Source organism: Streptomyces sp. NPDC051677 (genome assembly GCF_044453465.1).
Classification (GTDB): domain Bacteria; phylum Actinomycetota; class Actinomycetes; order Streptomycetales; family Streptomycetaceae; genus Streptomyces.
In genome coordinates this window covers 221685-234918 of record NZ_JBITCT010000006.1, presented here as the reverse complement: position 1 = coordinate 234918, position 13234 = coordinate 221685, and the positions used below count along the sequence as shown (strand labels likewise).

Genomic DNA, 13234 nt, shown 5'->3' with positions numbered 1-13234 from the left:
CAGATGACTTACGCGGTCGGCTTACGCCGTCGGCTCACGGCCTACGCCGTCCAGTCGAGGATGACCTTGCCACCGCGGCCGCTCGCCGCGTCGGCGAAGGCCGCCTCGAAGTCGCGGTAGCCGTACCGGCCGGTGATCACGGGGGCGAGGTCGAGTCCGCCCTCCAGCAGGACCGACATCGCGTACCAGGTCTCGAACATCTCCCGGCCGTAGATGCCCTTGACGGTGAGCATGGAGGTGACGATCCGGGCCCAGTCGACCGGGAACTCGGCGGCCGGCAGCCCGAGCATCGCGATCCGGCCGCCGTGCGTCATGTTGGCGATCATGTCGCGCATCGCCTCGGGCCGGCCGGACATCTCCAGGCCGATGTCGAAGCCCTCGCGCAGCCCCAACTGCCGCTGTCCGTCCGCGATCTGAGACTCCGTCACATTCAGCGCCAGGCTCACGCCGATCTTGCGGGCCAGCTCCAGCCGCTCCTCGCTGACGTCGGTGACGACGACGTTGCGGGCGCCGGCGTGCCGGGCGACGGCGGCGGCCATCAGCCCGATCGGACCGGCGCCGGTGATCAGCACGTCCTCGCCGACCAGCGGGAAGGACAGGGCGGTGTGCACGGCGTTGCCGAACGGGTCGAAGATCGCCGCCACGTCGAGGTCGACGGGGACGCGGTGCACCCAGACATTGGCGGCGGGCAGGGCCACGTACTCCGCGAAGGCGCCGTCGCGCCCGACGCCCAGACCCACGGTGGCCCGGCACAGATGGCGGCGCCCGGCGAGACAGTTGCGGCACTTGCCGCAGACGAGATGCCCCTCGCCGCTGACCCGGTCCCCCACCTGGACGTCGACGACGTCACGGCCCGTCCCGGCGACCTCGCCGACGAACTCGTGCCCGAGCACCAACGGTGTGCGGATCGCCTGCTGCGCCCAGCCGTCCCAGGACCGGATGTGCAGATCGGTGCCGCAGATGCCGGTGCGCAGCACCTTGATCAGCACGTCGCCGGGCCCGACGGCGGGCTCCGGGACGTCCGCGAGCCACAGCCCGGGCTCCGCCTTCTCCTTGACCAGCGCCTTCAACGCAACGGCTCCTGTGGTGAGGGCCCGGGCGCGGGCAGGCCGAAGGGCCCCGCATCCGGGAAGACGTGTGGATTCGCCCAGCAATCTGCCGCACTCCACCCGCCCCGGTCCATCGAGCTTTTCTTAAGCGCCGCCACAGCTCCGCTTCACACGGGCTTCCCATGCCGTCTCTTCCCGCACGGCACGCCGGGGCGTGTCACCCTGGACCACGACCCTCACCAGGCGGGCCGACCGACGGGGAGCACGTGATGACCACAGCACGGGACCTGATGTTCGTCGCGATGGACGTGACGCCCGTGCGTCCCGTCGGGCAGGGCGATCTGTCGCTCGCCCTCGCGGGCGCCGAGGCGATCGACCTGATCACGGCCGAGGCGATCACCCTCGACGGCGACCTCCTCGTGCCCCGCCTGCCGCCGGCCCCGGACGATCCCCTCCTCGACGCGGCCGCGTCCGCGCTCGTGCGGATGACGCCGTACGAGTCGGTCGAGGACTGGCTGTGGCGCCGCGGCCGTGGCCTCGCCTCGGCCTACAGCGCCCGGCTGGAGGCGGACGGGCTGATCGGCCGGCCGCGCCGCCACTGGCTCCCCGTCCGGTCCGCGGGGGCGGAGCCCGTCGACTCACCGGCCCGTCGCGATGCCACCGGGCGCTGGGAGGCGGACGAACCGGTTCTCGCCGCGCTGGCCGCCGCGGTCGGCATCCGCGAGGAACCGGCCGACGGCTTCCCGGATCTCCCCGGCGAGGCGGTCGTGACGGTGGTGGCGGCGGTCGGCGACGCGGTGGCGGAGCTCGAGGCCGTACGGCAACGGCGCACCATCGAGGACGCGGCCTTCGACAACATCTGGCGGGCCCCCTGACGGGCCTACGCCTCCCTCACGGCGCGTGGGGCCCGTCGGCCTCCCGCCGTTGGAGCTGTCCGGCGAGATCGGCGGCCGTCGCCTTGATGGTCTCCAGGCCGGTCTTCCCCCACGGCCGGGGCGCGAGGTCGGCGACGCAGACCGTGCCCAGCACCATCCCGGTCGAGTCGATCAGCGGGGCGCCGAGATAGGAGCGGATGCCGTACTCGTCGACCATCGGGTTGCCCGCGAAGCGCGGGTAGTCGCCCACGTCCTCCAGGACCAGCGCCTTGCGCCGGACGACGACGTGCGGGCAGTAGCCGTAGTCGCGGGGCAGCCGACGCCCCACCTCGGGCTTGCCGCCTCGGGCCGCCCGGCCGCCGGCCGGGGTGTGCAGCCCGGCGAAGAACTGCCGTTCCTCGTCAAGGAAGTTGACCATGGCGTACGGCGCTCCGGTCACCTCGGCGAGGCGGTCCGCGAACGCGTCCAGGGCGGGCTCCGGCTGTCCCCCGAGGCCGAGTCGCCGCAGCCGCCGGGCGCGGGCGGGGGCTTCCTTGTCCTCCGGGGTGAGCAGCAGACGACCGGCCGGGCGCGGCGGGTCGTAGCTCATGGCCGGGCTCCGTCACTGGGGACGTAGGTCATATGCGGCTCCGGGGCGTTGGGGGCGGGCGTCACATGTGGGCGCCGCGGCTCGGCTGGGGTGCGGCCGGTGCGTGGGCGATCAGGTGTTTGACGAGGGTGAGCAGGGTCTGGACGCTGGAGGCGGAGATACGGGCGTCGCAGCGCACGACGGGGATGCCGGGGTCCAGGTCGATGGCGGCGCGCACCTCGTCGGGGGCGTAGCGGTGGGAGCCGTCGAACTCGTTGATGGCGACGATGAAGGCGAGCCCGCGTTCCTCGAAGAAGTCGACGGCCGCGAAGCACTCCTCCAGGCGGCGGGTGTCGGCGAGGATGACCGCGCCGAGGGCGCCCTCGCACAGCTCGTCCCACATGAACCAGAACCGCTCCTGGCCGGGTGTGCCGAACAGGTAGAGGACGTGCTGCGGGTCGAGGGTGATGCGGCCGAAGTCCATGGCGACGGTCGTCTCGACCTTGTTCTCGATGCCGTCGAGGTTGTCGGTCGCGGCGCCGACCGTGGTGAGCAGCTCCTCGGTGCTGAGCGGCGCGATCTCGCTGACGGCGCCGACGAAGGTCGTCTTGCCGACCCCGAACCCGCCCGCGACCAGGATCTTCAGGGCGGTGGGAAAGGGGTCGGGGCCGCTTTGGTGAGCTCCGTGCTCGTCGCGCTCAGAGCTGTCGTCGTAGTCCATCGAGCACTGCCTCCAGAAGGGCCCGGTCGGTGGGGATGTGGTGGTACTCGGGGGGCTTGGTGGTCAGCGCCCCGCAGTCGAGGAGGTCCGACAGCAGCACCTTGGTGACCGCCGCCGGCAGCTTCAGATGGGCCGCGATCTCGGCGACCGACACGGGGGCCCGGGTCAGGTGGAGCGCGGTCGCGTGTTCCGGGCCGAGATAGCCGAGGGGGGTCGCCCCGGTGGCCATCACCTGCGACATGAGATCGAGGGCGACGCTGGGCCTGGTCCGGCCGTTGCTGACCGTGAACGGGCGCACCAGCCGTCCGGCCGCGTCGTCGAGCCAGGGCCCGTCGCCGGCCGCAGCCACGCTCAAGGCCCCATCACCGAGGGTTCGACGGCGTGCTGCCGGGGTGCGGTCGTGAGATACGGCCGCACGCTCTTGACGAGCATCGCCATCTCGTAGCCGAGCACGGCCGCGTCGGCCTCCCGGCCGGCGAGCACGGCGAGGCACGTGCCCGAGCCGGCGGTGGTGACGAACAGCAGGGTCGCGTCGAGTTCGACGACGACCTGCCGTACGTCCCCGCCGTCGCCGAAGCGGACGCCGGCGCTGCGGCCGAGGGAGTACAGGCCGGAGGCCAGGGCCGCCATGTGGTCGGCGCTGTCGGGGTCGAGGCCGTGGACCGACTTCACGAGCCCGTCGCAGGAGAGCAGCACCGCGCTCGTGGTGTGCGGCACCCGCTGCACGAGGCCGCTCATCAGCCAGTCGAGATCGGATACATGGCCGGTCGGCGCATCGCTCGCCATGGTGGATCGACTCCTTGGGGTACGAAGGTCTGCGGGAGCGCTGGGGGTGGGGGTGGCTGTGGGGGTGGCTGTGCTGAGAGTGCTCATCCGGCTGGTGTGCTCCCGTCGTGCCGGGCGGTGGATTGATCGGTACCGGGCAGGTCGAGCCCGTCATGCGCGCCGTACGCCTCGCCTATGCGGGACGGGGCGTGGTCCGAGGCCGGGTGCGGGGTGGGGGGCAAGGCGTCCGACGGGTGTGCCCGTGGGTACGGGGGCCGGCCGGGGACGTTCGTCTCCAGGCTCTGCTGGGCCTCGGCCAGGCCGATGCCCCGCTGGAAGGCCGCCATCAGGCCGGGGTCGTGGCTGACGGGCTGTTCGGCGTCCTGGCGTGGGGCCGGGCCGCCGCGCAGTTGGGGCACGATGTGCTCCTGGGCACGACGGCGGGGCAGTTGGGGCTTGCCCATGGTGCCGCGTACGGCGCCGACGCGGGGGGTGGGCGCGATGCCCGCGTGCTCATCGACGACGGGCCGGTCGGCCTGCCGGATGCCGGGTACGGCCTCGGCCGGGTTGGCTCGCGTCTCGCGGGCGCCGCGGACGGGCAGGGGCGCCGGTCGGCGTCCGCTCCCGCGCGGTGCGTCCGGCCGGCCCGGGCCCGAGTCGGCGAGCCCCTGCGAAGAGCCCCCGTCGGCCACGGACCGCCCCTGCGGGGCCTCGGCCGCACGACCGCTGCCCGAGGCCCCGTCCAGCGAGGCGTACGTCATCCGCGTCCGCCCCGACCCCGGGTCACCGGATCCCGAGGAACCCTCCCCCCAAGCCGACCCGCTCGACGAACCCCCGCCGCCGACACCCGCCCCCCGACCCGAACCCGCGACCTCGGACCAGCCGATAGCCCCGGGCCTCTGAGCCGAGGCGGGGTCCTCGCTCCTGCCGACAATTTCCTGCCCCGGAACCGAACCCGAAGCCTCACTCCTACCGACAGCACCCAGCCCCGGAACCGAACCCGAAGCCTCACTCCTGCCGACAGCGCCCAGACCCTGAACCGCATCTGGGGCCTCGCTCCTGGCGACAGCGCCCTGCCTCTGAGCCGAGGCTGGGGCCGCTGCCCTGTCAGCAGGGCTCTGCACCTGGTCAGAGCCTGCGGTCCGTGCCGCGTCGACAGCGCCCGGCACCTGAGCCAAGCCCGAGAACTGGCCCGCGTCGCGAGCGCTCCGCCCCCGGGGCGTCGCCTGCGGTCGGCCTCCGTCGCGCGCGCCCCGCCCCTGAGCCGAAGCCGGCGGTCGGCTCACGTCACCGGCACCGGGACCCGAGGACCGGCCCGCGTCGGCAGTGCCCGGTGCCGTGGCCGAGCCCAGCGGTCGGCCCGCGTCGCCGGGGCGCTGGATACGGGCCGGACCCGGAGCGCGGCTCGCGTCGCCGGTGGCCGGAACCTGCGGCAAGCCACGCGCCGCGGACGTATCGCCGGTGCCATGGCCCCGAGTTGGGCCCTGCAACCAGTCCGGTTCAACAGTGCCCTGGCCCGAGGACCGGCCCGCGTCGGCAGTGCCCGGTGCCGTGGCCGAGCCCAGCGGTCGGCCCGCGTCGCCGGGGCGCTGGATACGGGCCGGACCCGGAGCGCGGCTCGCGTCGCCGGTGGCCGGAACCTGCGGCAAGCCACGCCTCGCGCCCGTGCCGCTGGGGTCCTTGCCGGGGGTGTGGACCCGCGTTGGGTCCTGTGGGCGGGGGTGGGGGGCGGGTGGCAGCAGGGGGCGGGGGGCTGCGGACGCGGGGGTGAGGGGGAGGCCCGCGCCGTCGGTGGCCGGGGCCTCGGCTGCGGTGGAGGCCGGACCCAGTAGGGCCTGGGGGACGACGAGGACGGCCTGGACGCCGCCGTAGATGTTGTTCTGGAGGCGGACCCGGATGCCATGCCGTCGGGCGAGTTGGGAGACGACGAAGAGACCGATGCGGCCGTCGGCCAGCAGGCGGCCGACGTTGACCTGGTCGGGGTCGGCGAGCAGGGCGTTCATCCGGGCCTGCTCCTCGACGGGCATGCCGAGGCCGCGGTCCTCGACCTCGACGGCGAGCCCGGAGGTGACGAGGTTGGCGCGCAGCAGCACCTGGGTGTGCGGGGCGGAGAACACCGTCGCGTTCTCGACGAGTTCGGCCAGGAGATGGATGACGTCGGCGACGGCGTGGCCGCGCAGTTCGCCGTCGATCGGCGGGACGAGTTTGACCCGCGAGTACTGCTCGACCTCGGCGATGGCGGAGCGCAGCACCTCGGTCATGGAGACGGGGTTGCTCCACTGCCGCCGGGAGACGGCCCCGCCGAGGACGGCGAGGTTCTCGGCGTGGCGGCGGATCCGGGTGGCGAGATGGTCGACGTGGAAGAGACCCTTGAGCAGGTCGGGGTCCTCGATCTCGTTCTCCAGCTCGTCGAGGATCGAGATTTCGCGGTGCACCAGGGACTGAAGGCGCCGCGCGAGGTTGACGAAGACCTCCAGTTTCTGTTCGCTCCCGGCCTGGCTGGACAGCTGGGAGGCCTGCACGACGGCGGTGACGGCCCCGTCGTGGGCCCGGGCGAGGTCGGCGGCGAGCAGTTCGAAGTCGTCGGCGTCGGGGCCGGGCGGGCCGCCGCGCGAGGCGCCCTGCGGCGGGACCTCGCCGCGGCGCAGCGACTCCATGACGGCACGCAGCTCGGCCTCGCCGCGCGCGCTGCCCTGGCGCAGGGCCGCGATGCGGTCGCTGACGGAGCGGGCGGCGCGGTCGGCGGCCACGGCGGCGATGACGATGCCGACGCCGGTCACCGCGACCGCGCCGGCCAGCACCGCCCACAGGGTCACGCCGGGCCGGACGCCGGTGGAGCGCACGGTGAACAGGACGACCGCGCAGGCGCTGAGGGCGACCGCGGTCGGGGGGAGCACGGCGAGCCGCAGCAACTGGGGCCGTATGTGTGTCTCGGCCGGCGCTGGTGCGGTGCGGGCGACCGGCCGCCCGTGCCGCCCGCCCTCGCGGCGGTCTGCGCGGGCGGCGGGTGCGCGGAGGTGAGACATCGGTGTCCTCGTACTGGTCCGTCGAGCCTGGCTGTCGGTCGGGAGAGCCAAGAATTCGGCCCGGTGTCGCCCGACGGCCACTCACAGTAGTCGGCAACCCATCATGTGCGGTGGGCAGTTGACAAAGTCTCACGGAGAGCGTCCCGCTCTGGTATGAGGCTTCGCACGGGAGACCGATAACTCAGCGAGATCCGGGACACGATCAGGAAAGAAGTCGATCAGAGCTGGTCAGAGGTGATCTCAACGGGGCGGCGCGGGCCGGGGAGTCTCCCTCCACCGACCCGCGCCGCCGAACCTTCCGCCGGCCCCGACCGGACCTCCGGAACGACATCCGGCGGGCTCTTCGCTCCAGTCCGCACCCTACTGAATGTCACGCACCGTATCGGTCGTGGCCTTGACTTCGGGCCGGTCTCGGGTCGGCCGCAGCCGTGCTGCTGCTGTCTACAACGTGGCGTCGGCCCGGGAGCCGTGCCCCGCCGCGTCCCCGCCGGGCCGGGGCTCGGGCTGCTCGCCGCCGCCCGTCGGAACGCGGACCATGGCGAAGGCGAGGACCGCGGCGACGGCCCCGAGTACGGCTGCCACGCCGAAGACGACGTTCAGACCGGAGGCGAACGCGTCGCGCACCAGCTGCTCCATCCCGGCGCGTTCACCGGCCGGCGCACCGGCGATGACCGACTGGGCCTGTCCGCCGCTGAGCGCGACGGCCGCCCCGTGCGGGTCGGCCACCCGTCCGTCGTCCTCGAGCACGCTCTCGATCCGCGACTGGAAGATCACGCCGAACACCGCGATGCCGAACGCGAAGCCCAGCTGCCGGAACGTGTTGACCGCACCGCCCGCCATGCCTCCGCGCTCCAGCGGCACCGAGGCCAGCGCCGCCGCCGACAGGCTCGGCGTCACGAGGCCGACCCCCAGGCCGGAGACGACGAGCCCCGCCACCAGGGCGTTGCCGGAGGACTGCGCGTCGAGCATGGCCTGGAGTCCCGAGCCGAGGGCGATGAGCGCCAGCCCCGCCGCGAGGGACGTCCGGGCCGGCCAGGGGCCGAAGCGGCCGGCCAGCGCCGAGACGACGAACGCGGCGGCGCACAGGGGCAGGATGTACAGGCCTGCCTTGACGGGCCCGTAGCCCAGCACGGACTGCATCCACAGCGACTCGAACAACAGGTAGGCGAACGCGGCGGTGTGCAGGATCAGGGCGCTGATCATGATGCCGGTGAACGACGGCCGGCGGAACAGGGACAGGTCGAGGATGGGGTGCTCGTGCCGCGACTCGACCACGACGAACAGAGCGAGAGCGACCACGGCGACGGCGAACATGACGAGGGTGAGCGTCGCGCCCCATCCGTCGGAGTGGGCGCGGATCAACGCGAAGGTGAGTGCCCCGCTCGCCACGGTGAAGGCGAGGGTGCCGAGGACGTCCGCGCGCTGCCGGTCCGCGCTCTTGGCCTCGCGCAGCACGCGCAGCGTGATCAGGACGGCGATGAAGGCGATCGGCAGGTTGACGAAGAAGATCCACCGCCAGTCCAGGTACTCGGTGAGCAGTCCGCCGACCACCGGGCCGGCCGCCGCCGCGATCGCGTTGGTGGCGCCCCACAGGGCGAACGCCACCCCGCGCTCCCGGCCGCTGTAGTGCATGCCGAGCAGCGCGATCGTCGTCCCGAACATCCCCGCGGCGCCGAGCCCCTGGACCGCCCTGGCCGCGATCAGCACCTCCGCGTTCGGGGCGACCGCGCACACCAGTGAGGCCGCGGTGAAGACGAGCAGACCGAAGAGGTACACCTTCTTGCGGCCGATCCGGTCGGCGGAGGAGCCCACGCCGAGCAACAGCGACGCCAACGCCAGGGCGTAGACGTCGACCACCCACTCCAGGTCGGGGAGAGTGGTGTCGAGATCCGCCGCCATGTCGGGCAGCGCCACGGTCACGATCGTGACGTCCACCAGCAGCATGAAGGTGCCCAGGCAGATCGCTGCCAAGGGCCACCACTTACGCATACGAACCCCTTCCCCCGGTCCGGGACCCCACGGCCCCCGTCGACGTGTACTCACCTTCGGCGGCCGGTGCGCCGCGACCTACGCACCGTCGGTGAAGTGGCGGAAATCGACATGGCGGCGCTCACGGTGACGGAAACACGGGGTATCTCGTGGGAACGAGTCGGCCTGCCCGTTTGACCGACTGCAGCACCGGAGCGCTCTCCAGGTGGCTCACGGCCTTCAGCGCGGCGATCCGCGTGCTCAGATAGTCGTAGAAGGCGCCGATGTCCTTGCACACGACGATCGCCACCAGGTTCGACGGCCCGGACGTCGCCGCCGTGAAGGCGACCTCGGGGTGCCGGGACAGTTCTTCGGCGACGTTCACCAGTTCCGCCGGCGGCACGGTGAGCCAGAGCATGATCTTGGCTTCGTACCCGAGGAGCACCGAGTCGATCTCGACGTCGTAGAACAGGGCCCGCATGTCGCGGAGTTGCTCCAGCCGGCGTCTGACGGTCGACTCCGACCAGCCGGTGGCCAGGGACAGTTCGGCGTATCCGGCCCGGCCGTCGGAGGCGAGCACGGCGAACAGCTCGCTGTCGCCCTCGCGCATCCGCAGGCGCAGGCCCCGTGGCGGCGGCTCGGGCAGCCGGGGCCGCAGCAGTTCGGCCTCCTCGTCGGTCAGCGCTCTGGCCTTGCCGTGCCAGCCTCTGGGCCCGCCGAAATAGGTGTGCAGGATGGAGTACGCGCAGACGTCCACCACCCGAGGCGTCCGCGGCAGCTTCTGCAGCAGGAAGGACACGCCCTCCGCACGGGGGGCGCGGGTGAGGCAGACGATCTCCGTGCCGCCGGCGGTGAGACTCACCCAGGTGGTGTCGTCACGTCGTGCCAGTGCGCCGGCGACGCTGCTCACGGCGTCCGGTGTGCACCGGACCCGTACCATCCATTCGTCGTGCCCGAAGCGGCCGACGTCGGCCAGCCCCAGCACGCGCATCGCCCCGGATCCGCGGAGCCGACGGTAGCGCCGCGCCACGGTCTGGTCGGAGACGCCGAGGACGTCGGCGATGCCCTTCAGCGGTGCCCGCCCGTCGAGCTGCAGGGCATGCACGAGGCGGCGGTCCAACTCGTCCAGAGGCTTGACTTCCATCCCCCAAAGGCTAGTTGGGGTCGTCGGCGGGCACGAGGGACAGGCCGGACAGGACGCACGGACGCGACCCCGGTGCGTGATCACAGGCTTTCCGAGCCCTCGTCACCAGAGGTCGCGTCCGCCATGTCCGGCAGGAACCGGACCCCGGCCTCGGCCGGACCGCTCCCGAGCACACGCTGGAGACAGAGGGACACGAAGTAGAAGGCCGAGGCGGTGGCGCCGCCGAGGAGGAAGATCCAGGCGTTGGCGTCGGCGACCGAGCGGTTGGTGAACAGGCCGAGCCGGATCATCGGGTCGCGGGTGGTGCTCCGCTCGACGTAGACGAACGCGACCAGCAGGAGGACGGCGACCGCCAGGGTCGTCAGGGTGGTCGACGAGGTCCACGGATGCCGGTCGGTGCGCACGACACCGAACACGAGCAGGCTCATGCCGCCCGTGGTCAGGACGGCGCCCAGCACGTCCGGGGCGCCGCGGCGCGCGGCGGGCCGGCCGTCGGCGACGCCGCGCCAGGCCAGGGCCGACGCGACGGCGACGATCGGGACGTTGACGAACATCACCCATTTCCAGCCCGCGTACTCGGTGAGCAGGCCGCCGACCAGGACGCCGAGGGCGCCGCCGGCGGCGTTCATCGCGCTCCACACGCCGAAGGCCTTCACGCGCTCCTTGCCGCCGGGGAAGGTCGAGGCCAGCAGCGCCAGCGCGGCCGGAGCCAGCGCGGCGGCCCCGACGCCCTGCAACGGCGCGAGCGGCCCCCAACTGGCCCGGTTCCTGGGCCAGACCGCCGGCGAGCGAGGCGAGGCCGAACAAGGGAGCCCGACCAGCAGGATCCGCTTGCGGCCGAAGAGGTCGGCGACCTTGCCGCCCAGGAGGAGGAGCCCGCCGAAGGTGAGGGCGTAGGCGTGGATCACCCAGGTCAGGCCCAACTCGCTGAAGCCGAGGCCTTCGCCGATCTCTGGGAGTCCGATGCTCACGACCGACAGGTCCAGCGACACCATGATTTTTCGAACTCGTTCTGAAATTCTCACCGGAGCTGCCCGCTGTCGAGCACAGAGGTCGAAGCCCACCGTTTTCGGCGGGGCCTGAACAGAAGGGCATGATGGGACGGTGCCCCAAACCAACGCACCGCACGGCCGGGTCGGCCGACCACCCGTGACCTCCCGCACGCAGATCCTGATCGCGGCCCGTCGGCTCATCGACCGGGACGGCTGGGAGAAGCTGACCATCCGTCGGCTGGCCGCCGAGGTCGGGATCGGGGCGACGACCCTGTACCACCACGTACGGGACAAAGAGGACCTGCTGTTCCTGCTGATCCAGGAATACGGGGACCAGATCCCGCACCCCGGTCTGCCCGGCGAGCCGCGGGACCGGATCATCGCGGCCATCACCGCGGTTCACGACGCCCTCGCGGAGTGGCCGTGGGCCGCGGAGGTCCTCACGGCCGACGGGTTCCTCGTCCGGCTCGGGGACTCGGCCCTGTGGCTCGTCGAAACGATCGTGGCCGGGGCCATCGACCACGGATGCACGCCCGAGCAGGCCGTCTACGTCGTGCGCAGCCTCTGGTACTACACGGTGGGCGAGATCCTCGTCCGCGCGCACTCCGCCCGCCGGCGGGCGCGCAGCGAACAGCCCGCCGACCGCGACGACTTGTCCGACATCCTCGACGCGTCCCAGGTGCCCCGCCTGGCCGCGCTCGGCGACCAGTGGTCGACACTGGCCTCGCGGGACGACTATCCCCAGGGGCTGCAGGCCTTCGTCGACGGACTGCTGGCACAGGCCACGGCGGCGACGCCACCGTCCCCGGGTCGCTGATCGCCGAAGTCCGCACACCCGAAGACCTCCTGCACGGCAGGAGCCCGAACGCTCCCCCGCACCGGAGGTCTTCGCCGTGTTCAAGACCCGCCAGCGTCAACGACGCTCGCGATCAATACGCCCAGCTCGCGGCCAGGGTTGCCGGGACTGTGCGTGCCAGGGCGGTGAGCAGGTCGTCCAGCATCGCCTGGAAGCGGTGGCGAATGAAGAAGTTATCGCCCGGATACTCGTGCAGCGTGAAGGCCTCCGGAGCAGTCGCCCACGCGTGCCAGCCCGCCATCTCCTTCGGCTCGGCGAGGGGGTCGTGGTCGCCGGCGAACGCGGCGATCGCGCACCGCAGCCGGACGGGCTCCTGGATTCCCAGCCCGGTGTAGAGGCGGGCGTCCGCGCGGATCAGGGCGTTGAAGGATTCGAGCATGCGGCGACGGGGTCGGCGATCATCTGCTCGGCGATCCCGGTCCAGTACGGGCGACGGTTGGTCCGGCGCCGAGACCCCGCAGACGCCCAGCAGCGCGGGGCCGCGGTTGGCGCGTTCGAGGGCCCGGCTGAGTTCGAAGGCGTAGCGGGCGCCGCCGGGGTGCCCGATCAGGGCGGTGGGGCGGCTCTCGCAGATCCCGGCGATCTCGTTCGCGGTCTGCCTGACCAGGCGCCGCAGGTCGGTGATCGGCAGCTCGGCGGCGCGGGCCTCGCGGCCCGGTGGCTGGACGGCGAGCACCTCCACGCCCTCGGCGTCGGCCCACGACTGGTAGAAGCCGGGCCTCCGCCGGGGTGCGGCAGGGCGATCACACAGGCCGGCGCCTCCGGGGCCGGCGCGATGGGGCCGGATTCGGCCAACTGCTCCAACCGGTCCAGCTCAAGCACGGCCGGCTCGATCTCACGTACCGCCATTTTCTGCTCGTCCTGCCAACTGAGTGGCTCGATACTTCGGCCTCAACGCACCGATCGAATATCCGCGCGCACCTGGACCGGCGTTCGTGAACCACATTCGTGGTGATCGACCCGAGGCACAGCTCCTGGAATTCCCCGGCGTTCGAGGACAGCCGCGCGGCCGGTTGCGCCTTGGCGATGTCGACGGTCTTGAGCGCACCGTCGTCGTCCTCGACCTCCACGCACGCGTGCGGCAGATCGAGGGCGCCGCCGAGCACGCCGCAGAACCAGCCCCGCCTCGCCTCGGCCCGGTAGCCGGCCGCGCGGAACCGCTCGGCCAGGGGCCGGCTCGCCGCGATGCAGCTCGTCGCGCCCAGCTCGTGCACCAGCTCGTAGTCGGCCTGCGTGGCGACGGGGATCATCTGCCAGCGGCAGCCGGCGT

General features: G+C 72.6%; 13 protein-coding genes. 2 read left to right on the top strand and 11 right to left on the bottom strand.

All coding sequences use genetic code 11. The features are described from left to right. Positions 1 to 41 precede the first annotated feature (41 nt). Positions 42 to 1070 carry an L-threonine 3-dehydrogenase gene (gene tdh, locus ACIBAF_RS09590; RefSeq protein WP_399462585.1) on the bottom strand — a complete coding sequence of 343 codons (1029 nt, stop codon included), beginning with the start codon at positions 1068 to 1070 and terminating at the stop codon, positions 42 to 44. Positions 1071 to 1318: 248 nt separating this feature from the next. Between tdh and ACIBAF_RS09585 the strand changes: the two genes are divergently transcribed. Next, positions 1319 to 1924 carry a GPP34 family phosphoprotein gene (locus tag ACIBAF_RS09585; protein ID WP_399462584.1) on the top strand — a complete coding sequence of 202 codons (606 nt, stop codon included), beginning with the start codon at positions 1319 to 1321 and terminating at the stop codon, positions 1922 to 1924. Between the two features lie 16 nt (positions 1925 to 1940). Here ACIBAF_RS09585 and ACIBAF_RS09580 read toward each other — a convergent pair whose 3' ends face one another. The 8 genes from ACIBAF_RS09580 to ACIBAF_RS09545 all read right to left on the bottom strand — a co-directional run bounded on the left by ACIBAF_RS09580 (position 1941) and on the right by ACIBAF_RS09545 (position 11111). Beyond that, a complete protein-coding gene (locus tag ACIBAF_RS09580; RefSeq protein WP_399462583.1) occupies positions 1941 to 2513 on the bottom strand; it encodes a GAF domain-containing protein in 573 nt (190 codons plus the stop codon). 61 nt (positions 2514 to 2574) lie between these two features. Then, entirely contained in the window at positions 2575 to 3213 is a 639-nt protein-coding gene (locus ACIBAF_RS09575; RefSeq protein WP_399462582.1) for a GTP-binding protein, read from the bottom strand. Beyond that, positions 3191 to 3562 (bottom strand): DUF742 domain-containing protein, encoded by a 372-nt coding sequence (locus tag ACIBAF_RS09570; protein ID WP_385277831.1) that lies wholly within the window; start codon positions 3560 to 3562, stop codon positions 3191 to 3193. The genes ACIBAF_RS09575 and ACIBAF_RS09570 overlap by 23 nt, the downstream gene beginning before the upstream one ends. A 2-nt stretch (positions 3563 to 3564) precedes the next feature. Further along, on the bottom strand, positions 3565 to 3999 hold the full coding sequence (locus tag ACIBAF_RS09565; RefSeq protein WP_334575178.1) for a roadblock/LC7 domain-containing protein: 435 nt from the start codon (positions 3997 to 3999) through the stop codon (positions 3565 to 3567). An 83-nt stretch (positions 4000 to 4082) separates the two neighbouring features. Continuing rightward, positions 4083 to 7004, bottom strand: a complete 2922-nt coding sequence (locus ACIBAF_RS09560) for an ATP-binding protein (RefSeq protein ID WP_399462581.1) — start codon at positions 7002 to 7004, stop codon at positions 4083 to 4085. Positions 7005 to 7445: 441 nt separating this feature from the next. Beyond that, positions 7446 to 8993, bottom strand: coding sequence for an MFS transporter (locus ACIBAF_RS09555; protein ID WP_399462580.1), 1548 nt, complete (start codon positions 8991 to 8993; stop codon positions 7446 to 7448). Positions 8994 to 9114: 121 nt separating this feature from the next. Next, positions 9115 to 10116 (bottom strand): Lrp/AsnC family transcriptional regulator, encoded by a 1002-nt coding sequence (locus ACIBAF_RS09550; RefSeq protein WP_399462579.1) that lies wholly within the window; start codon positions 10114 to 10116, stop codon positions 9115 to 9117. An 80-nt stretch (positions 10117 to 10196) separates the two neighbouring features. Continuing rightward, positions 10197 to 11111 carry an MFS transporter gene (locus ACIBAF_RS09545; RefSeq protein WP_399462578.1) on the bottom strand — a complete coding sequence of 305 codons (915 nt, stop codon included), beginning with the start codon at positions 11109 to 11111 and terminating at the stop codon, positions 10197 to 10199. A 109-nt stretch (positions 11112 to 11220) separates the two neighbouring features. Here ACIBAF_RS09545 and ACIBAF_RS09540 point away from each other — a divergent pair, with 109 nt between their 5' ends. Beyond that, positions 11221 to 11925: a TetR/AcrR family transcriptional regulator gene (locus ACIBAF_RS09540; RefSeq protein WP_399462577.1), complete on the top strand. Its 705-nt coding sequence runs from the start codon at positions 11221 to 11223 to the stop codon at positions 11923 to 11925. A 112-nt stretch (positions 11926 to 12037) separates the two neighbouring features. Here ACIBAF_RS09540 and ACIBAF_RS09535 read toward each other — a convergent pair whose 3' ends face one another. After that, complete coding sequence (locus ACIBAF_RS09535; protein ID WP_399462659.1) at positions 12038 to 12715, bottom strand: thioesterase II family protein; 678 nt, start codon at positions 12713 to 12715, stop codon at positions 12038 to 12040. After that, a complete protein-coding gene (locus ACIBAF_RS09530) occupies positions 12708 to 13214 on the bottom strand; it encodes a hypothetical protein (RefSeq protein ID WP_399462576.1) in 507 nt (168 codons plus the stop codon). Before ACIBAF_RS09530 ends, ACIBAF_RS09535 begins: the two co-directional genes overlap by 8 nt. Between the last annotated feature and the right edge of the window lie 20 nt (positions 13215 to 13234).